The sequence below is a fragment of the Mucilaginibacter sp. dw_454 genome (genome assembly GCF_018449775.1).
Classification (GTDB): Bacteria; Bacteroidota; Bacteroidia; order Sphingobacteriales; family Sphingobacteriaceae; genus Mucilaginibacter.
On sequence record NZ_JAAVVB010000006.1, the window covers coordinates 18,730 to 40,237 of the forward strand.

At 44.9% G+C, this 21,508-nt stretch carries 12 protein-coding genes; 4 read left to right on the top strand and 8 right to left on the bottom strand.

What is annotated here, in order from left to right; genetic code table 11:
- Positions 1-4 precede the first annotated feature (4 nt).
- From HB679_RS16790 to HB679_RS16810, 5 genes are all read right to left on the bottom strand, one after another.
- On the bottom strand, positions 5-2,377 hold the full coding sequence (locus HB679_RS16790) for an ABC transporter permease (RefSeq protein WP_214073175.1): 2,373 nt from the start codon (positions 2,375-2,377) through the stop codon (positions 5-7).
- 20 nt (positions 2,378-2,397) lie between these two features.
- Positions 2,398-4,815: an ABC transporter permease gene (locus HB679_RS16795; protein ID WP_214073176.1), complete on the bottom strand. Its 2,418-nt coding sequence runs from the start codon at positions 4,813-4,815 to the stop codon at positions 2,398-2,400.
- 19 nt (positions 4,816-4,834) lie between these two features.
- The gene (locus tag HB679_RS16800) at positions 4,835-7,195 is read right to left on the bottom strand and encodes an ABC transporter permease (protein WP_214073177.1); all 2,361 of its coding nucleotides are present in this window, start codon (positions 7,193-7,195) and stop codon (positions 4,835-4,837) included.
- A gap of 99 nt (positions 7,196-7,294) precedes the next feature.
- Entirely contained in the window at positions 7,295-7,972 is a 678-nt protein-coding gene (locus HB679_RS16805; protein WP_214073178.1) for an ABC transporter ATP-binding protein, read from the bottom strand.
- 44 nt (positions 7,973-8,016) lie between these two features.
- On the bottom strand, positions 8,017-9,273 hold the full coding sequence (locus HB679_RS16810; RefSeq protein WP_214073179.1) for an HlyD family efflux transporter periplasmic adaptor subunit: 1,257 nt from the start codon (positions 9,271-9,273) through the stop codon (positions 8,017-8,019).
- 265 nt (positions 9,274-9,538) lie between these two features.
- On the opposite strand from HB679_RS16810, the gene HB679_RS16815 reads away from it, so the two are divergent.
- The 4 genes from HB679_RS16815 (at position 9,539) to HB679_RS16830 (ending at position 15,243) form a co-directional block, all read left to right on the top strand.
- Complete coding sequence (locus tag HB679_RS16815) at positions 9,539-10,897, top strand: sigma-54 dependent transcriptional regulator (protein WP_214073180.1); 1,359 nt, start codon at positions 9,539-9,541, stop codon at positions 10,895-10,897.
- Complete coding sequence (locus HB679_RS16820) at positions 10,887-12,227, top strand: ATP-binding protein (RefSeq protein ID WP_214073181.1); 1,341 nt, start codon at positions 10,887-10,889, stop codon at positions 12,225-12,227. The genes HB679_RS16815 and HB679_RS16820 overlap by 11 nt, the downstream gene beginning before the upstream one ends.
- 477 nt (positions 12,228-12,704) lie before the next feature.
- The gene (locus tag HB679_RS16825) at positions 12,705-14,243 is read left to right on the top strand and encodes a carboxylesterase family protein (protein WP_214073182.1); all 1,539 of its coding nucleotides are present in this window, start codon (positions 12,705-12,707) and stop codon (positions 14,241-14,243) included.
- A gap of 517 nt (positions 14,244-14,760) precedes the next feature.
- Positions 14,761-15,243 carry a DinB family protein gene (locus HB679_RS16830; RefSeq protein ID WP_214073183.1) on the top strand — a complete coding sequence of 161 codons (483 nt, stop codon included), beginning with the start codon at positions 14,761-14,763 and terminating at the stop codon, positions 15,241-15,243.
- A 2-nt stretch (positions 15,244-15,245) separates the two neighbouring features.
- Here the strand turns inward: HB679_RS16830 and HB679_RS16835 are convergent, their stop codons facing one another.
- The 3 genes from HB679_RS16835 to HB679_RS16845 form a co-directional block, all read right to left on the bottom strand.
- Positions 15,246-17,795 (bottom strand): family 20 glycosylhydrolase, encoded by a 2,550-nt coding sequence (locus HB679_RS16835; RefSeq protein ID WP_214073184.1) that lies wholly within the window; start codon positions 17,793-17,795, stop codon positions 15,246-15,248.
- Between the two features lie 81 nt (positions 17,796-17,876).
- Positions 17,877-19,796 (bottom strand): glucosamine-6-phosphate deaminase, encoded by a 1,920-nt coding sequence (nagB, locus tag HB679_RS16840; protein WP_214073185.1) that lies wholly within the window; start codon positions 19,794-19,796, stop codon positions 17,877-17,879.
- Positions 19,797-19,892: 96 nt separating this feature from the next.
- Positions 19,893-21,506, bottom strand: a complete 1,614-nt coding sequence (locus HB679_RS16845) for a SusD/RagB family nutrient-binding outer membrane lipoprotein (protein ID WP_214073186.1) — start codon at positions 21,504-21,506, stop codon at positions 19,893-19,895.
- Positions 21,507-21,508: the final 2 nt, after the last annotated feature.

Sequence of the window (21,508 nt, forward strand, 5' to 3'; positions counted from 1 at the left end):
GGGTTTATTCGCTTCGTAAACTTTTAACCGGATTAGCCAATGCGGCTTTGATAGATTGAAAACTGATGGTAGCAAAGGCAATTAATACACCCGCTATACCCGCAATAGCAAATACCTGCCATTGTATTTTAATATGATACTGATAAGTTTTAAGCCAGTTAAACATGGTCCAATACGCTATTGGGAATGCTATTAAACAAGATAGTAGCACCAGTTGTAAAAAATCTTTCGAAAGTAATGTAGTAACGCTGCCGACACTTGCTCCCAAAACCTTGCGGATGCCTATTTCTTTGGTACGACGCTCTGCTGTATAAGCAGCAAGGCCAAACAAACCAAGACAGGATATTACAATAGCCAACGTAGCAAACACGCGCGATAGCTTACTGATCAGCATTTCGCTTAAAAACATCTGGTTAAATTGATCGTCGACAAAACGGTAATCAAATGGGTAAGAAGGGTTGTCCTTTTTCATTATAACCTGTATTGCGGCCAGCGTTTTTTCAATGTCTTTATGCCCATTGATGCGCACATACATTACAGATGCATTTTGCGGCTTGGTAGTGAAGAAGAGAACCGGATCTGGCTTATCGTACATGCTGCCGTATACATAATCATTAACTACACCTACTATGACTGCAGTAGTTGTATCGCCATGGTAATGCATGGTTTTGCCCACCGCGCTGCCTTTGCCCATTAGCTTTTCGAGTGCTTTGGTTACTACCATGCGTATTGGTTTACCGGTATCTGCAACGGTAAGGTTTCTGCCCTCCAGTAAGGTTAACTTAGACGTTTCGAAAAACTCGGGAGTTACATAGCGGGTAGATATTAAAACTTTTGAACCGGGAGGTTTGCCGGTCCATTCCATACCATCGGTGTTATTGCCGCCATATATAATAGAGTGGTCAGACAGTGCTACGTTTTGGGCATAACCGCTGCTGATCAAATCTTGTTTAATGACATCATAGTTCGCCGCCATCTGGCCCTGCAGGTTCATTTCTATCAGGTTGTTTTTATTGAAACCCAACTGACGGCCCTTTACATGTTGTATTTGCTGATAAACAATAACCGTACAGATGATCAGGACGATGGATACGCTGAACTGGATAACCACCAATCCTTTACGAATAAAAGCGGCACCGCTGTTTTTTAATTTGATGCCTTTTAAAACCGCGATAGGGTTAAACGACGATAAATACAGCGAAGGGTAACTACCGGCAATTATGCCGCAGGCTACCGTAATGCCTATTAAACCGAAAATATGATTGGGATTATTGAACCCAACAGTAAGCTGTTTTTGCACCAATAAATTAAACGCAGGCAGTGCCAATAATACAATCAGCACAGCAACCATCGCTGCAATAAAGGCCATAAATAAAGCCTCGCCAATAAATTGAAAAATCAGCGCTGCTTTGCCCGCGCCAAGCACTTTGCGTACCCCAACCTCGCGCGACCGTTTTTCGCTGCGCGCGGTGGCCAGGTTCATAAAATTAATGCAGGCAATAATCAGGATAATACAGGCTATCAAGGTAAACAGATGCACATACTCTATGCGGCCACCGCCTGTCATTTTACCATTGTCAAAAGCGTTACGTAAATGCCAGTTGTTCATTGAAAACAAGAAGGTATGCCCCAAAGCCTCGGGCACACGTTTTTGTATGTAGTTATATAGTATTTTGTTAACCGATTCCGGATTTACGCCGGGCTTTAACTCCACATAAGTGGTTAACGAATAGTTGCTCCATTTCCATAACCAGGGGCTACGGTCGTAATACGGTTTAAAGGGCATAATCCATTCAAATTGCATGGATGAGTTTGAAGGAATGTCTTTAATCACCCCAGACACAATGTAGTCGCTTTGATTACTAACCCTGACTGATCTGCCTACTACGTTTTTGTCGTTTCCGAAAAATTTCTTGGCGGCACTTTCTGTAATTACTACCGATTTCAATTCGGCAAAGGCTGAAGTTGCATTTCCCTGTACAAAAGGTAAAGTAAACATGCTGAATATAGATGCCTCTGCAAATTTACCAGAAGCATATACCGAATGATCGCCAACGCTGAATAGTAAAGGAGTCTGATCCTCTGACGTGCGGCATACATTAGCCACACCCGGTATTTCTGTTTTTATAGCCGGACCCATTACGCCAGGCGTAGATGAGTGCGTTAATACATAAGTATCATATTTTTCATTTTCGCGACAGATATATAGTTGGTCCTTTTTAACATTTACGCTATCGAAATTCACCTCGTCCTCAACCCATAAAAATATCAGCGAAGCGCAGGCTATACCAATAGCCAAACCAAAGATGTTGAGGAAACTGTATGCCTTGTTCTTGATGAGGGTACGAAACGCGGCTTTAATGTAATTCTTGATCATGGCTTGACGATTTAAATGTTTTATTCGCTTCGTAAACTTTTAACCGGGTTAGCTAACGCGGCTTTGATAGATTGAAAACTGATGGTAATAAACGCAATAACCAGCGAGGCGGTCCCGGCCATAACCAGCACCCAAACACTAATACTAATGCGCGATGCAAAATCCAGCAGCCATTTGTGCATGGCATACCAGGCAATAGGCAAGGCTATTACCGATGCTACGATAACCAGCTTCAGAAAATCTTTAGATAGCTCTATAACGATCTGCGGTACGCTGGCGCCTAATACCTTGCGTACGCCTATTTCTTTTACGCGCTGCGATATGGTAAACGCTGATAAGCCGAACAGACCCAAACAAGCAATAAATATGGCAATGAATGAAAATATGGTAAACAAGGTGCCTTGTTGCTGCTCGGCGGTATATAGTTTCTGGAATCTTTCATCCAAAAAGTAATAAGAGAAAGGCGTATTAGCCTGGTATTTGCGCCAGGTTTGTTCAATGGTTTTTAAAGCTGCGCTGGCATGGCTACCGGCAAGTTTGATACCCACCTTGCTAAAATTCTCTTTACCGAAAGCGGGCATGCGCATAATCATGGGCACAATATCCTGGTGTAATGATTCAAAGTGAAAATCATTCGTAACACCGATAATTTTTCCGCTGATGTCGCCATATTTCACGTCATGGCCTATTGCTGCATTGGGTGTTTTCCAGCCTATCATTTTGGCCGCTGCGACATTGATTATATAGTTGTTGCTATCGGTTCCAAAATCGCGGCTAAAATTTCGGCCGGCGGCCATTTTGATGCCATAAGTTGGCACAAAGCCGTAGTCGGTATTTACATATTTAACATCAGCCTGTACAGGTTGCAATTTGCCATTCTCCATCACAGACATGCTTTGATCGTCCAACAAACGGTCGGACGGAAACCTGGAGGAGCGTGCTACTTCTCTGATTGACGGGTCTCTTAATAAATCAGTTCTAAAAGCGTCAAATGTTTCTGCAGGAATACCGTTGCCTAAGGCTACCACCTGGTCTTTACTCAGACCCAATGATTTATTTTGGATGTATTTTAATTGCTGTAATACTACGGTGGTAGCAACGATCAGTATAATGGAAATAGAAAACTGGGTAACCACCAAAACCTTACGAAATGATAAACTACCCGAGCCGGCTTTGAATAAGCCTTTCAGTACTTTAGCCGGGTTAAAAGACGACATAAATATAGCAGGGTAAACGCCGCTTAACAGGCCTACGGCTAAAGGCAAAAGCGCTATCGCCAAAATGATGTCAGGCTGTAATAAGCTGCCGAAAGACAATCCAAGATCAGCAATATGATTGATTGCGGGGAGCGCCAGCCAAGTTGCTAATACTGCCAGCATCAATGAAGCATAAGCAATCAATACAGACTCGCTCAGGAACTGTGTAATGATCTCCTTCTTTTGTGCACCTATTACTTTACGTACGCCTATTTCTTTAGCCCTGAGCGTAGATCTGGCAGTTGATAGGTTCATATAGTTGATACAAGCTATCAGCAGGATAAAGAGGGCAATTGCAGAAAATATGTATACCCGTTTAATATCACCGTTATCTTCAAGCTCACTATCCAGGTGAGATTTTAAATGGATATCCAGGAATTTTTGCAGGGTAAGTTCGGTGTATTTAGAAGGATGATTATTTGGGCCGCCAGGCATCACTTTATCAATAAATGCCGGCAACTGAGCAGCGATATGTGCCACATTGTAATTTGGCGGAAACAGCAGGTAAGTGTAAAATGAATTGTTACCCCAATTGGTCAGCGCTTTTTTGCCAAAGACTTTCTCATCATTCAGGGTACTGAAAGACATTAATATCTCCGGATGAAATTGCGAGTTAGCCGGCAGGTCCTTAAAAACGCCGGTAACCTTAAAGTTTAACTGGTTATCAAATAGCAGTTGTTTGTTAATAGGGTCTTCATTGCCAAAATACCGACGAGCCAGCTCCTCGGTTATTACTACACTGTAAGGCTCATTCAATGCGGTTTTGGCATCGCCTTTCAGGATATTGGATGTGAAAAAATCGAAGAAATTTTCATCGGCCATGTAGGCGTTTTTTTCGTTAAGCAGTTTCTCTTTATAACGAAGCGTTACGCCGCCGATAGGGTATATCTGTGTTACTTTTTTAATATCCGGAAACTCATTCTTCAACAAATGCGCATATGGCGGTGCAACCGCGCTCAGGTGTAAGCTTACCGACCCATCGTTTGCTTTAAAGATCCGGGTTACGCGGTAAATGTCTTTAGCGTTAGCATTGTAAGTATCGTAACTAAGCTCTTTAATAATATAGGTTAAAATGATCAAACAGCAAGCTATACCCACTGTCAATCCTAACACATTAATGCCCGAAATAAATTTGTGCCTTTTAAGGTTTCTCCACGCGCTTCTTAAATAATTCTTAATCATGATCTGCTTATTTTATGATCTATTCGCTCCTTAAACTTTTAACCGGGTTAGCCAACGCGGCCTTTAATGTTTGATGCGCGGTTGTTAAAGCCGCAATAACCATTGACGATGCAATAGCTACCACAAAAATTGCCGGACCGATATGAATGTGATAAGCAAAGTTTTCAAGCCACTTATGCATGATATAATAACCCAGCGGTGCGGCAATTAAAAAGGCTATGCCTATCAAAAAAGCAAACTCGCGGGTAAATAAACCAATGATGCTGCGCAGTGGCGCGCCCAACACTTTACGTATACCGACTTCTTTTGTGCGTTGCGATGCCGCGAAGGCAATCAGACCATATAAGCCCAGGCAACCAATGAGTATGGCAATGCCGGAGAATAATTGGAAAGCGGCATAAACCTTCTGCTCTTGCTGATACATCTTAGCAATGTGCTCGTCAATAAACTCATATTTGAATACATCATCAGGAAAGAGTGTACTCCAATCTTTACCGATAGCGGCTATTGTAGCCGGCATGTTTTTAGATTGCAAACGAATGCTGACATTAAAAAACATACCAGGTACATATTCCAAAACACAAGCCCTTCTTTTCTTGTGTTTCGATTCGCTTTGAAAGTCTTTGACTACACCAATCACTGTAGCCATATCTCCGCTAACGTTAATGCGTTGATTAACCATTTTCTGCGGATCATGGATTGCCAGATCATGCATTAAAGTTTCATTGACTACCACTTTGTGCAACGTGTCATTATCCGCTTTGCGCGTTATTTTTTCGCCTGCCAACATGGTCAGCTGAAACATATCAGTATATTTTTCGTCGATAAATTTTATCTCGGTAACGTTTGTTTTTGGGAAGCCCAAAGCAGGTGCAGAAAAGGGCGAGAATGAGTCATTGTACGACGGCGCCCCGGATGAAACGCTAAATTCTTTTACTCCTGGCATAAGGGCCAATTGCTGTTGAAATACTTCGCGTTTTTCTTTTATGGGCATATTTACAGTTATCACCGCATCCTTATTAAAGCCCAGATCCTGGTTGCGGAAAAAGTCCATCTGGCTCGCAACAATTAGAGTCCCGACTATAAGTACCTGCGATATAGTAAATTGCATGACCACCAAACCCTTGCGTAAAGTCAAACCTTTGGTTGATGTGCCTGAATTATTCTTGAATGAATCTACCGGTTGGAAAGCCGATTGTACAAAGGCCGGATAAAGCCCTGCACATAGAATAACCACCACAGCTATCGCCGCTATCCAGCTTAATACCTGGGGCTGTAAGATTTGATCGGGAGAGATATCGACAGACATCCAGGCATTTGCCTGCGATAGAAATAATGCGCAAAGGCCAACACCCAGCAGCACTGATACCAATACCATCAAAGTGATCTCGCCCATAAACTGGCCAATCAGTTGCGGGCGGCTTGCCCCTAAAACCTTGCGCACACCAACCTCTTTGGCGCGCTTAATAGCACGCGCAGTAGCCAAATTAATAAAGTTGATACAGGCCGTAATAATAATGAGCAAAGCCACGCCGATTAAAGCGTAGTAAGTATCTTTTGAAGTAGGGGTGATGATGTTATTGATATAGCGCTGATCAAAGTGAATATCACGTAAAGGCTGCAATGGCATCTTCACTGTCGCATCGACATCCTTGCCCCATACGTTTTTTATATAACCTGGAATTAGTTTTTCGAGTGTATGTATTGAATAATTTTTAGGCAAAACGATGTAGGCGTAGCTGCCGCCGGGGATTGCCCAAAAATGCTTAGACATACCTTCAACTTGTTTTTGGAATGTACTGACAGATAAGATTACGCCTACAGGCAAGCTGGTGTTAGTCGGCGGATCTTTGATGATGCCGGTAACTTTGGCGATTTTATTGTCCAATTCAATAACCTGCCCCATAGCATTACCATGCGGAAAATACTTGTTAGCCAGGCTCTCCGTTAAAACCAGGCTGTTAGGAGATGAAAGGGCCGTGTTATGATCGCCAGCCAGCCATTGGTAATCGAAAACCTTATCTAATTCACTGTCTCCAAACACATAATTCTTTTCAGAGAAATGATTTGTGCCAATTTTTAAAGTAACATCCTTTTGATAAAATACCTGTGTAGCATGCTCCAGTTGCGGGAAATAGGTGCGCATGGTTGGGATGATCCCCATCGAAACATTAGCGTTAAAATCAATAGCGTTTAACGTTACGCGGTAAGTGCGATCTGCTTTGCTATTAAAGCCGTCGTAACCTAGCTCGTTGCGTACAATTAAAAAGATAGACAGACATGCCGCCACGCCAAGCGTCAATCCGAAAATATTTAAAAAGGTGAAGCCCAGGTTGCGACTGATATTGCGGAAGGCTATTTTAAAGTAATTCTTGATCATGGCAGGTTGCTTTTAAAGCCTTCCTGGTGGTTCTTCCCCAATAACGGGAAAGAACCGGGAAGCGCACTTAACTAACTAATTGTAAAGAGGTATTGGTGTTTAGATCATTATATTTTCCATTACGGTTTGACCATCCAGCAGGCGAATAATGCGGTGACTGTAGCGCGCATCGTGCTCTGAGTGGGTAACCATAATGATGGTAGTGCCTTGTTCGTTCAAATCTGTCAACAGCTCCATAACTTCGTTGCCATTGCTTGAGTCCAGGTTACCCGTAGGCTCATCGGCCAATATTAATTTTGGATTATTTACCACGGCCCTTGCGACCGCCACACGCTGTTGCTGGCCACCCGACAGCTGCTGCGGGTAGTGATTGCGGCGATGCATAATCTGCATCTTGTCCAGTACTTTTTCTACGCGACCAACGCGCTCTGAAGCCGGTACGCCGGTATAGATCAATGGTAGTTCCACGTTTTCAAAAACGGTAAGCTCGTCAATCAAATTAAAGCTCTGGAACACGAAACCGATGTTATGCTTGCGCAGGTCGGCGCGTTTCCGTTCGTTAAAATCGGCCACTTCTATGCTGTTAAATAAATAGCTGCCGCCGTCCGGGTCGTCAAGTAAACCCAGGATATTTAACAAAGTTGATTTACCACAACCCGATGGGCCCATGATGGCCACAAACTCGCCTTCTTTAACCTCGATAGATAATTTGTTCAGGGCGATGGTTTCCACCTCCTCGGTGCGGTAATATTTTTGCAGATCGGTAATCTTTATCATTTTTAGCCTCCTACCCCTAAGGGGTGCTTTTAATATTTTTTGGTTTAGTTTTTACTTAGTATGAGTTCCTGTATGTCGCCAAAAGTTTCATAGCTTGAGGTGATCACTTTATCGCCAGGCTTTAAGCCCTGCAGTATTTCATAATTATCGGTGCTTTGTCTGCCCAATTGGATGTCGACTTTATAAGCTGTTTTTCCATCTGCGCTCAGTTTAAAGACCCAGTTACCGCCGGTTTTTTCAATAAAGCCGCCTTTTGGTAAAAGCACTTGTTTGGTCTCGTCGCTCAGCGCCAGCAAGATCTGCAGCGTTTGTCCGCGGCGAATTCCTGTAGGAACCGCGCCGTCAAACACCATATCCACCTGGAACTTATTGGCAGTAATCTGCGGAAATACCTTTTTGATTTTCAGCGTATAGCTTTTGCCGGCAAAATCAAACGTGCCCTTAAGCCCAATATATACCTGGGGAAGATAATGCTCGTCCACATCAACCCTTGCTTTATACCCTGTTAAGACGTCAATTTGACCCAAACGTTCCCCTTTATTTTTGTTTTGTCCAACTTCAGAGTCCATAGAGGTTAATTGCCCGTCAACCGTCGCGCGGACAGTTAAGTCGGACACCTTTTTGCGCATCAGGTCGAGTGTGTTTTTCATTTGCGCATATTGCTCCTGCGCTTGTTTGTCTTGTTGTTTAACCAGGGCGGTATCTTGTTTCAGGATGCGGCGGGTTAAATTTTTACGATTCAATTGATACTCGTAAGTATTAACGGCCTGCTGGTATTCCTGCTGGCCTATAGCTTTCTCGGCATACAGGTGTTTATCCAGCTTATATACCCGCTCGGCATCTGTATAGGCATTATCCACATCGGCCATTTGGTTCAGTTTATTGATGGTGTTTGATACGGCATTATTTTGCGAGATCTGCATTTGGGTTTGAGCCGCATACACCGCAGTCTCCTGGTTGGCCAGGTTCAATTCCAGATCTGTGTTGGATAGTTTCAGTATGGGGTCGCCTTTTTTAACATTGGTGCCGTCCTCTATATATTTTGCTTCTACCAGGCCTCCTTCAACTGCGTCAAGGTATATGGTGTTAATGGGCATTACCGCGCCGTTAACGGGTATGGTAACCACGAATGGCCCTTTAGTAACCTCGCTTATAGTCAGGCGTTCGGTATCAACAGAAAGTTTGCTTTTACCCGAGGTAAAATAGATGCTGCCGCCTATTAATAAAACAAGGCCGGTTATGCCGCCTATAGTTAACAGGCGCTTGGTATTCCACTTTTTCTTTTCAATTATTCTATCCACGGTATTTTATTCAGATCACATTTGTATACGGTATGCCAATACAACAACGTGCCACAATATAACCTGCTGTAAATCAAATAAATGATAGCTGTATTTCAAATTTTTCCGTTCGTTTATGACACAGCAAGTGTTCGGTTTTGATACAGTGGTTTTTGCCGGTTCGGCTACAAAAAATTGTTTTACAGTTAATTACGGTTATGGTTACATTATTGCCAAAAGCCAACATAATATACTTATTATATTTAATTGTAATTTCACGTATTGTATGTTACTCAAAAAAGCCACTGTTTTAATTGTTGACGACGACCCGGACGTGCTAACGGCCGTAAAGCTTTTGCTCAAGACCGAAGCACAGGAGGTGATTACCGAAAAAAATCCGGAAAATCTGAACAGCCTGCTGCAGCGCAATACGGTTGATATTATTTTGCTGGACATGAACTTTAACAGCGCCATTAATACCGGCAATGAGGGTTTATACTGGCTGCGCAAGATCCGCGAGTGGAAACCCAATGCAATTGTGATTATGATCACAGCTTATGGCGATATCGACCTGGCCGTGCGCTCGCTCAAAGAAGGTGCTGCCGATTTTATGGTGAAGCCATGGCACAACGATAAGTTGATTGAAGTAATCAAAGATCTGCTGGATAAAAAAGACAGCGATGGCGCTTCAAAATCATCTTCGCCAAAAAATAACGCCACTTTAACTACCCTGCACGGCGAGTCGCCATTAATGCAGGATGTGTTTTTAAAAGTAAATAAGATAGCCCCGACCGATGCCAACATCCTGATACTGGGCGAAAACGGAACAGGTAAAGATCTTATTGCCAAAGCCATACATGAGCGTTCATTACGAGCCAACAAACCATTTATTAAAGTCGACGTAGGCTCGCTTACCGAAAGCCTGTTTGAGAGCGAGCTGTTTGGCCATAAAAAGGGTGCATTTACCGATGCGCGGGAGGACCGCTCCGGCCGTTTCGAAGATGCAAATGGCGGTACTTTATTTTTGGATGAGATTGGCAATATCTCCCTGCGACAACAAGCCAAATTACTTACCGTGTTGCAAAACCGGCAGGTAACCCGCCTGGGTAATAACAAACCTGTTGATATTGATATCCGCCTGATTTGCGCTACTAACCTGCCCTTGCAGGAGCTGGCCAATGATGACCGTTTCCGTAAGGACTTGATCTATCGTATTAACACCGTAGAAGTAACCATGCCGCCATTGCGCAAACGTGGTGATGACGTTGAACTATTGGCCCGGCATTTTGCAGGTGTATATGCTGCCAAATATTTAAAACCGGCTATAACGTTTGATGACAGTGCGCTGCAAAAACTCAGCACCTATCATTATCCGGGTAACGTGCGCGAACTGCAATATACCATGGAACGCGCCGTGATTATGGCAGATAGTAATGTGCTTTCGGCTGCCGACCTGATATTTTCGTCGATAGAAACTGCACCTGCAGAGGTTGAAGTAATGGACGATATGCCGCTGAGTATGCTGGAAAAGACCACCATTTTGCGCGTTATAGAAAAACATAGCGGCAACATTACCCGCGCCGCTAAAGAACTGGGATTAACACGCACTGCGCTATACCGCCGACTAAGTAAATATGATATTTAAAGGTTACGAATTACGCATATTGGTACGGGTGGCTCTGCTGTTTTTAACGCTGCTGGGTAGCTGTATTATTGTTGTAAATCATTTATATGTGTACTTGCTGATAGCAGTACCGCTGGTGGGTTTTGTACTGGCCGATCTGCTACGCTATCAAAAAAAGACACACCAGGAAGTGCAGCAATTTGCCGAGTCTGTGCATTATCGTGATTTTTCGCGCCACTTTGATGTCGGCAGGGCATCGACCGAATTAAAGCCGCTGCGTAAAGGTTTTAACGATATCAATACCACGTTTAAAGAGATTAGCCGCGAACGCGAGACCCAATACCATTACCTGCAAAAGATCCTGGAACTGGTAGATACCGGCATCATATCCTACGAGGAAGAAACCGGGCAGATAGGCTGGCTCAATGAGTCGTTTAAAAAGATCTTCGGCATTCCGTATTTAAAGACTATCGACTCATTAAAAAAACGCGACGAGGCTTTGTATAACGAGGCTATGAAACTAAAGCCCGGCGACAGCAAGGTAGTTTCCATCCAGCGCAATAAACAACTGGTAAAGATTTTATTGACCGTGAGCGTAATGCGCAGCGACGATAAGATCTATCGTCTGCTGGCTTTCCAGAACATCAGCGAAGCGCTGGATGAAACTGAATCAAAAGCCTGGCAAAAACTGCTGAATGTGATGACGCATGAGATCATGAACTCGGTAGCGCCCATTTCATCGCTGGCCGACACGCTGAAAAATCGCCTGAAAAGCTACAGTGCCGAAACCCGCAATAATGCCGATCTGGACGACCTGGAGCTGGGCATAGACACCATTAAACGCCGCAGTGAGGGCCTGTTAAAATTTACCGAAAGCTATCGAAACCTCAATAAAATTACCAAGCTTGATTTAAAGCAGGTTTTAGTGCGCGACCTTTTTGAGAACCTGAACAACCTGATGCAGCCCACCCTGGCGCAAAAAAATATCGAGTTAAATATTGTGCTGCGCGATACGCAAATGGCTATTGAAATTGATCTGAACCTGGTTGAACAGGTACTGATCAACCTACTGGTAAATGCCATCGAAGCTGTAAAAGATCGCCCCGAGCCGGCTATTACCCTAAGCGCCGAGCTATCGCCCAATAATAAACCCATCGTTAAGATTGCCGATAACGGTGTGGGTATGCCGATTGACCTGATTGATAAGATCTTTATTCCTTTTTTTAGTACCCGTAAATCGGGCAGCGGCATAGGCCTTAGTTTATGTAAGCAGATTATGATGCTACATAAGGGCAATATCCAGGTGCAATCTGTAGAGCATGAGGGGTCGGTGTTTATTTTGTTGTTTTAGTGTGGTTACCCGCACTACGGAGCTGCATTTTAATAAAGCCGTCATTGCGAGGAACGAAGCAATCTCTACACTCGCTAATCAATGTGCACAACTATCGTGTTGGCTGTCGCCGATGAGATTTATCCTATTGACTGTCTGTTGTAGAGATTGCTTCGTTCCTCGCAATGACGGTATAGTTTATTAGTGTTATCCGCTACCCAAGTTGCAAACTTCGGATAGCGCAGGGGATAAGTTTTTTGTCATCCTGAGCATAGCGAAGGATCTTGTACGCTTCGATAAGATTCTTCGCTATGCTCAGAATGACAATTTTCCTTTTATTAAGCACCCTCTTTCCGCCAACGGCGAAGAGAGGGTCGACAAGCGGAGCGGTGTCGGGGTGAGTCCCCCGCCGATAGTACCAACTATTTTACACACATACAGACCCGTTTGCGCCCGCAAATGTTAAATTTGCTCTAACCGATTATCCTACTAAAAATCATGAAAAAAATATTTTCGATAGTATTTACACTATTAGGCATGGCTGTATATGCACAAAATCCGCAGGTAAAAACGGCTAACGGCACATTAGAAGGTGTTACCGAAGCCAGCGGCGTAGTTTCATACAAAGGCGTTCCGTTTGCTTTGCCGCCGGTTGGCGATTTGCGCTGGAAAGAGCCGCAAGCACCCAAAAACTGGACCGGTGTGCGCAAGGCTGATCATTTTGGTCCGCAGGCTATGCAGCGCTATATTTATAGCGATATGCAATTCAGGAGCGATGGCACCAAGGAGGATTGCTTGTACCTGAATGTTTGGACACCGCCGCAAGCTAAAGGACAAAAACTGGCCGTGCTGGTTTATTTTTATGGGGGAGGATTCCAGGCAGGCGATGGCTCCGAATATCGTTATGACGGCGAAGCGCTGGCTAAGAAAGGCATCATCACCGTTACGGTAAATTACCGTTTGGGCATTTTTGGCTTTATGGCGCATCCGGAACTAACTGCCGAATCTGCACATCATGCATCAGGCAACTACGGACTGATGGATCAGCACGCGGCATTGGTTTGGGTACAGAAAAACATTGCGGCCTTTGGCGGCGACCCTAATAAAGTAACCATTGCAGGCGAATCGGCTGGTTCTATGTCGGTATGCGGACAAGTAGCGTCGCCACTGTCAAAAGGTTTATTTAGAGCAGCTATTGGCGAAAGTGGTTCATTACTGGGTAATTTATCGCCAAGACCTTTGGCTGATGCCGAGCATGCTGCTGTCAAATTCGCGACTTCGATAGGCGCCAATTCATTGGCGGATCTGCGCAAAATTCCTGCGGATACTTTGCTGAAATTATCGCAACGCGCACATTTTGAGTGCGATGTTGATGGTTATTTCCTGCCTGAATCTCCACAAAAGATTTTTGATGCAGGTAAGCAAATGGATGTGGCCTTACTGGCTGGCTGGAACTCGGCAGAGGGTGGCCCGGGTAATGTTTTAGGCAGAGCGGATGCTACTGTAGATAATTATAGAACTGCGGTAAAGAAAATGTATAATGAGCGTGCGCAAGACATTCTGGACGCCTATCCCGCAGCAACAGATGCGGACGTAGCGCAAGCGGCCACCAACCTGGCTTCAGATCGCTTTATCGCTTACGCCACCTGGAAGTTTATTGATATGCAAGGCAAGACAGGGCACAAACCGGTATACCGGTATTTCTTTAACAAACGTCGCCCGATACAGGCTAATGCGCCCGCCGGTACAGTAGATCATTCGCCGGGTGCTGCGCATGCCTCAGAGATTGAATATGCGCTGGGTAACCTGCCAACCAATAAAGTTTACGCCTGGACACCTGATGATTTTAAAACCTCAGAAACTATGCAAAACTTCTTCACAAATTTCGTAAAAACGGGTAACCCTAACGGGCCAGGCCTGCCAACCTGGGATACCATTAAAACAGGCAACGTGATGGTAATTAACCAGGAGAGCAAACAAGAGCCGCAACCCGATCCGAAAAGACAGAAAACGATGGATTCGTTTTTTAATAAGTAGGGGGGATTTAATAGGGGTGTCACCCTGAGGCCCTCGAAGGGTGAGCGGAGGCCTTTGCCCTTATGCTTCGAGTGCCTCAGCATGACACCCTTTTTTGTTGCGATATTGCGAGGAGGAATGATGAAGCTCTCGATAGCTATCGGGACTCTACACGATAGGTAAGCAATATTATCCGCTTGTTGTGTAGCGGTTATTAGTATTTATATGTTTAAAAAGGAACTAACAAGCTTTTTTCAGTCGGTTATGTTGATTTCCCACCATGAGGATTTGTTAAACAGCGTGAAACAAAAAATGACTTAAAAGTATTTTTTACTGTTTCATTTTGTTTCACGCTGTTTTTGTAATATATTGATTAATAGATTTTTGTAATAAAATTCTGTTTCACTTGTTTCATCTGTTGCACACGCACGTGAAACAAAACAGCCCTCCAATGTCACTATATATTATGTTTACGTTAAGGCGATAATTTGTCAATACTTAACATCTATTTTTACAGCCATTGTAATAACCTTTAACCATGGAACAAGATCAAATATTTGTAAAGATGGCTGTAGATAGCTGGAATGGACAGCTAGCCGCCACTTCGAAGCTTTTAGATAAGCTAACGGATGAACAGCTACAGGAAGAAGTATCGCCGGGTAAGAACCGGGGTGTTTACCTGTTGGGCCATTTAGTTGCCGTGCATGACAAGATGCTGTCGTTGTTATTATTGAGAGATGAGCTGTATCCGGAATTGTACCCGGTATTTGTGCAATCGCCTGATAAAGAGCATGCAGATTTGCCGTCAATAGCTCAACTGCGCGAACAATGGACAGCGGTTAATGAGAAGCTAAACGGGCACATCAACAAGCTGAAGGCTGAAGAATGGTTTGGCCGCCATGCTAATATCTCTGCCGAAGACCTGGCCAAAGAGCCACACCGCAACCGCCTGAATGTATTGCTGAGCCGCACCAATCACTTAAGTAATCACCGCGGCCAATTGGCGCTGCTGGTTAAATAGGGTTATTGAACGATAGCTACCTTGCCTGAGCGACCGGCGCTATCAAATGTCGCTACTTTCACCATGCCCTTAACGGGGACAGGTTGCTTGTAAAGTGGACTTGTCATTGTTGGCGCTTTGCCATCAGTAGTATAACGTAGCTGCAAACCGGGGAACTGACTGTTTACCGTCAGCATACCATCTTTAACTATCGCGCCCGGCATCGGGATGCGGTAGTTAAAGCCGCCGGCGTAATAGCTTAGTCTTGGCAGCTCCTGCTTACCCAAAACATTTACAAACCGCGACCAGGCTTCATTGTACATAGCATTGCTTTTGGCAGTGTCAGCTTCGGTTGCCCAATCGGGGTCTTTGGCCCAGGCGCGTTCGGCAAGGCCCAATAGTTTAGGCAACAGCATATATTCCATGCGTTGTGGGCTTTGTAAGGTCTCGGCCCATAAAGCGCCTTGCAGGCCTGCTATATGGGCTGCACCAACAACGGTAGGCCGCTCTTTAGCCGCAAAGAAGGTTGGTGCAAGCGGCTCACCTAAATGGCCTCTGGTGGTATTCTTGAAGTAGTCGAGCGGTATGAAGTTAAACGCTTTGTCTACATCGGCGTAGCCGCCCCAATAGTAGCCAGGCTCATCAAATGCCTTGTTATAAGCCATGTCAAAATACAGATTGCTTACCGGCGACAGAATCACTTTATAACCCTGGTTGGCCAGCTTGTAGGCCAGATCTTCGGCTCCCCAGCCTATCACATTATTCCATACCTCCAGGTGCAGGTTTTGGTTAAGCAGGTCGGCATTGATAATGCTTTTCTTTATCCCGCCTTGCACAACCTTTTTGGAGCCCGCTTCTTCCCAGGCCGTCAGGTATAGGTGATGCGCTTGTAACATCCGGTTAATGCGGCCATAGTAGTATCCCCACAGGTCATCAGTTGTTTTGATAGCAGTATCAACTTTCATCAAACTCCAATAAGCCGGCGATTTCTCCCAAACGCCGCCCGGCACCTCGTCGCCACCAAAGTGGATGCTCTTGAGCGGCGCACCGGCATCAGCATACATTCGTTCAATCTCGTTGGTTACCGTTTCCATGAACTTATAGGTCGACGGAAGAGCGACGTCAATTACGTTATCATCATAATACTGTACCGAAGTGTACCTTGAGCTATCACCTAAATCGCGCAGCAAGTACTCGGTAGCTTTGGCCGGTTGATGTTGTTGGGTATAGAATTGATACCGCGCATCCATTGCCTTAATAGCAGCACGCGCGTGGCCCGGGCTTTCAATTTCCGGTATCACCAGAATGTGTCTTTGGGTGGCATATCTCAATATCTCTTCGAAATCAGCCTTGCTGTAATGGCCGGTACCCGAGGCATTGTTTATTGCCGGACCAGAGCCAAATGCAGGCATTAGGTTTTGGCTTTCGCTAACAGCATATCCACGTTTAGCGCCAACTGCCGTTAGTTCAGGAAGGCTTGGTATTTCCAGTCGCCAACCTTCGTCATCGGTTAAATGGAAGTGAAGCACATTGAGTTTGTAAAGCGCCATCGCATCCAGCACTTTCAAGATCTCCTGTTTAGGCTGAAAGTTACGCGCAACATCCAACATGAAGGCGCGGTAACCAAAACGGGGTTTATCAGTAACTGCAACGCCGGGCACCATAATGTTTTTTTGCGGTCGATGCCAGGCTGCTCCGGGTAACATAGTTTTAAGAGATTGGATGCCATAAAAGATCCCAGCAGCTGATGATGCAGCAATGGTGATGATATGGTCAGTGACTTGCAGTTCGTAAGCCTCGTCGGCCATGGGCTTGCTAACCAGTTTGATCTGCCCTGATAGGGCGGTTGACTTTGATGCTATTAACAACTTGGCCAGCTCTGTTTTAAGTAGCCTGACCTCCGCATTAAACAAGGGATCAGCGGCAATCTTAACTCCTGCATCCAGTTTAAAGGTAGCTACTGTTTTCTGGTAACTATCAGGAGTCGGGAATACCCTAATTAAGTTGTCAGCGGGTATGTCCTGTATGCTTTTATTTTGCTCATAAACCCACTGTGGCGTAGCTACGGGCACCTGGTCGGTAGGTACACGCATTAACTGCTTGGGTTCGGTAGATGGTATTAGAACCGGCGCTTTGAGCGGATGCCCTACCTGTGGTGAACCGTCCCAAACCAAATAAAATCCTTTAGGCGTATCTGATACATTGATGAGCCAGTTCAGCAGCACCATTTCAATATTTAATTCGCTATTGGCTTTGATCCCCTGAAAGTTGGCAGACGGAGAGAAGTAATACAGATCGCCGTTTACATGCGTAACGTTAATATCTCCCGTCAATGAGCCGGGTACCACGGGTTCGTCAGAGTTGAAATAGAGTTTCCAGCCTTTAGCAGGCAGGGCGATAGCTTGGGCCGATATGGTCAATACCGCATGCGCCAGCGGCTTGTTATTATAGTTATTTTCCAATGTCTCCCACTTGAGCGTTAAGCTGCTACTGATATCAATGGATTTGTTTTGTGCTAACGCGATGTTCGATAGCAGGACAATAAAGAGTAAAGGGTGCAGCAAGTGTTTCATTGATTGGGCAATTCAGGGAAAGATAAGATAATAGATCAACACCATCAAACTAGCGACAGTGTTGATCTGGTATTGTTTAGATTAAAAACGGTAGCGCACAAAAGCTTCCATGGCTTCGTATTCCGCCAGGCCAAGGCGATCATAGCAGCGGGCGGTTTCGCGGTTGCGGTACTCGGCACGTACCCAGAACTCGCGGGCATCCTCGCCGGGGAATACCGGTCTGTCCTTTTGCGATTGGTGCTTAAAGATAGCGTTACGTTTGCGGATAACCTCTTGTGGCGACAGTGGTACAGCCATCTCAATCTCATGCGTAGCAAACTCATGCCATGCGCCGCGATACAGCCACAGCCAGCAATCTTTCACCCAGGCTTCAGTCTTTTTAAGGCGATTTAGAGCCTCCAATATGATATTAAAGCAAACCACATGCGTACCGTGCGGATCGGCAAAATCACCTGCCGCAAAGATCTGTTGCGGTTTTACCTGTTGTAGCAATTGGATGGTGAGGTTGATGTCTTCCTCGCCGACAGTATTCTTGCGGGTCTTGCCAGTTTCATAAAACGGAAGCGCCATAAAATGAATATGGTCATCCTGCAAGCCAGCAAATCTTGCGCCGGATATCGCTTCCGTTTTACGAATAAAGCCTTTTACGTTTCTGATAGCGGTGGTGTCCACTTCGTTAGGTTGTTTGCGCGCCAGAAACTCGCGCATCTCGCTATAAATTGACTGCAACTTGCCGTCGCTCTCGTCAATACTTTTATTAAAGTCGATAGCAAATTCCATGTACCGTAATACGTCATCGTCCCAAACGGCCGTATTGCCCGATGTTTGGTAAGCTACATGCACATCATGACCCTGATCAACCAAACGAATGAAAGTACCACCCATCGAGATCACATCATCGTCCGGATGAGGAGAAAAGATGATCACTTTTTTTACTGCAGGCACTGCGCGCTCGGGGCGTTGCGAATCGTCGGCATTGGGCTTTCCACCCGGCCAGCCGGTTATGGTGTGCTGTGCCTGGTTAAAAATATCAATATTGATGTTATATGCCGGGCCTTGTGTTACGGCCAATTGCGCCATACCATGGTTGTTATAATCATCCTCTGTTAGTTTGAGGATGGGTTTGTTCAACGTGTCGGCCAGCCAAATCACGGCTTTCTTTTTCAGGTCGTTGGTCCACTCGCAGTCTTTTACCAGCCATGGTGTGTCAAAACGGGTTAGGGCAGATGCCGCACCTTCGTCCAACACAAATTCTACATTGTCTGATAATTGCAGGTAAGTAGCGGGTACTTCGCCAGAGATTTCATCCTCAACCGCTTTTTTAACAATGGCAGCTTTCTTTTCATTCCAGGCCATCAATATAATTTCGTTGGCTTTGAAGATGGTACCTATACCCATGGTGATGGCTTTGGTGGGGACATTCTCTTTACCACCAAAATCGCGGGCAGCGTCGCCGCGGGTAAGATCGTCCAGGGTTACCAGGCGGGTGCCCGAATTAGGTGCCGAACCCGGCTCATTAAAACCGATGTGCCCCGTACGGCCTATACCTAGTATTTGCAGATCAAGGCCGCCCAGCGCGGTTATTTTTTGTTCGTATTTCAGGCAAAACTGCGCCACATCATTTTGGGCAAGTGTGCCATCGGGTATGTGTATGTTGTTTTTGTCGATGTCGATATGATTGAACAGGTTATCGTTCATGAAGGTTACATAGCTTTGGGCCGATGTGGGTTGCATGGGATAATACTCGTCCAGGTTAAAGGTTATTACGTTTTTAAAACTTACACCTTCTTGTTTGTGCATACGCACTAATTCTGCATAAACCTTAATAGGTGTTACGCCGGTGGCCAGGCCTAAAATGGCTTGCTCATTATTTTTTTGTTTAGCGATGATCAAATCGGCAATACGGCGGGCAACTTTTATGGATGCTATTTGCTGATCGGGATAAACCGTAACCGGCAATTTTTCAAAACGGGTCTCTTCTAAGAGATTTAATCGGGCCATAGTTATTCAGCGCAAATAAATTATTTGCTTATTTTAAGATAAAAGGAGTAAAAAAAATCCCCGCCGAGAAACCAGCGGGGATCCATCAATCAAACATCAGTTGGCATCCCACCACACGCGAGACGTCAACAAGTCGCCACCAACAACGGCATTATGTGCTGCGTTGTAGTTTGCTGTATTCGTTCCCGCCTCTGAAATAGGGTAAGGGAAACGGCGCGGAATAGTTCCGCCAGTATTATTGCCCGGATAAACAACAGGTATTAAAACAGGGAAACCGGTTCTTCTCCAGTTTGACCATGCTTCATAAAAATCAAGCATGGTGCAGGTTAAAGTCCAGTATTGGTGATTAATCATTTCCAAGCCATTTGCCTGCACATACGGATGCGCAGCTAAATAGGCATCAGCATCAGTTTTGCTTACTGCCGATGACGGATCATATTCGCCTAAATACATCATCGAAGCTTCAACGCCATTGTTATAATGATCTGCCGCACTGCCACCTAAACCAAAACGCTCTGCTGCGTCAGCCAATAACAATTCAGACTCGGCATAGGTAAGCACAAATGTCGGTCCGCCTCTTTTAATCAAATTAGGGGCTGGTGATGAGTAATCCGGAAAGGTAGTGAAGCTTCCATCCTGACGGATATCCTGTCCGGCAATACCGCTGAGGTCCTTGCCATTAGGCATGCCTTTTTGTGCCGGAGCCGTGGCATTAGCAGCCGGATTTTGAGCCTTAGTATTTTCGTCAACATATAAATTGGTTACCGCAACTTTAGTCAGGCGTGGGTCGTTATTGGTTTTCAGGAAATCAATAAACGTTTTAGACCAACGGGTGTAATAGTTCTCCTGTCCGCCATCGCCTAATAAAATCTGGCTGTTACGGTTAATGGTATTACGGCCACCTGCTGCATCGCCCATAAAGGCAGCATCATCAGCGTTGCTGGTCATGGTATTACCTATAGCTTTTTGCACATAAAGTTTTGCTGTTGCCTGGTCTACTTTACTCAATCGCATAGCAACGCGCAGCAATAAGGTGTTACCAAATCTTTTCCATTTAGCTATATCGCCGCCATAATATTTATCACCGCTTGGTTTATCTCCATTTGGATCTAAAGCTGTGGTAGCTTCTGATATTTCCTTCAACAAATCCATGTAAATAGCTTGTTGTTTATCATAAACCGGGAAATAGGTTTTGTCATAATAACCAAGTCCGGCTTGCGAATATGGTACGTCGCCATACAAATCAGTTATACGTTCAAAAATAAGCGCTTTCATGATGCGTGCAATTTGATGCAGGTTTTTGTATTGTGGCTTGTCGGCAGTTGATTGAACTACGTCGGCAATAGGCCTAACCTGCTCAGGGTATGCGCCGTCGCCGGCAGTTGGTGTACCCCCTGCGAAGCCCCAATAGGCTGCAGTATAATCAGCGTTTAAAATATATTTATCGCCGGCCCAGTAGCTGATAACCGTTGAAAAGCCCTGCATCATGGTTGAGCAGTAAATCAGGTTAGCGCGCCAGGTATCATAACTAAAATCTGAACTACCAGAATAGCCTAACTGTGCACTGGTTAACACATAGTTGGGATCGAAGTTGTTTTGGTTGTAAGTGGCAGAATTGGTGTTTATTTTATCAAAATCCTTTCTGCAACCCGTTGTTGAAAGAACCACACCTACCAAAGCAAGAGCAGTGTATTTAAATATCTTTTTCATCT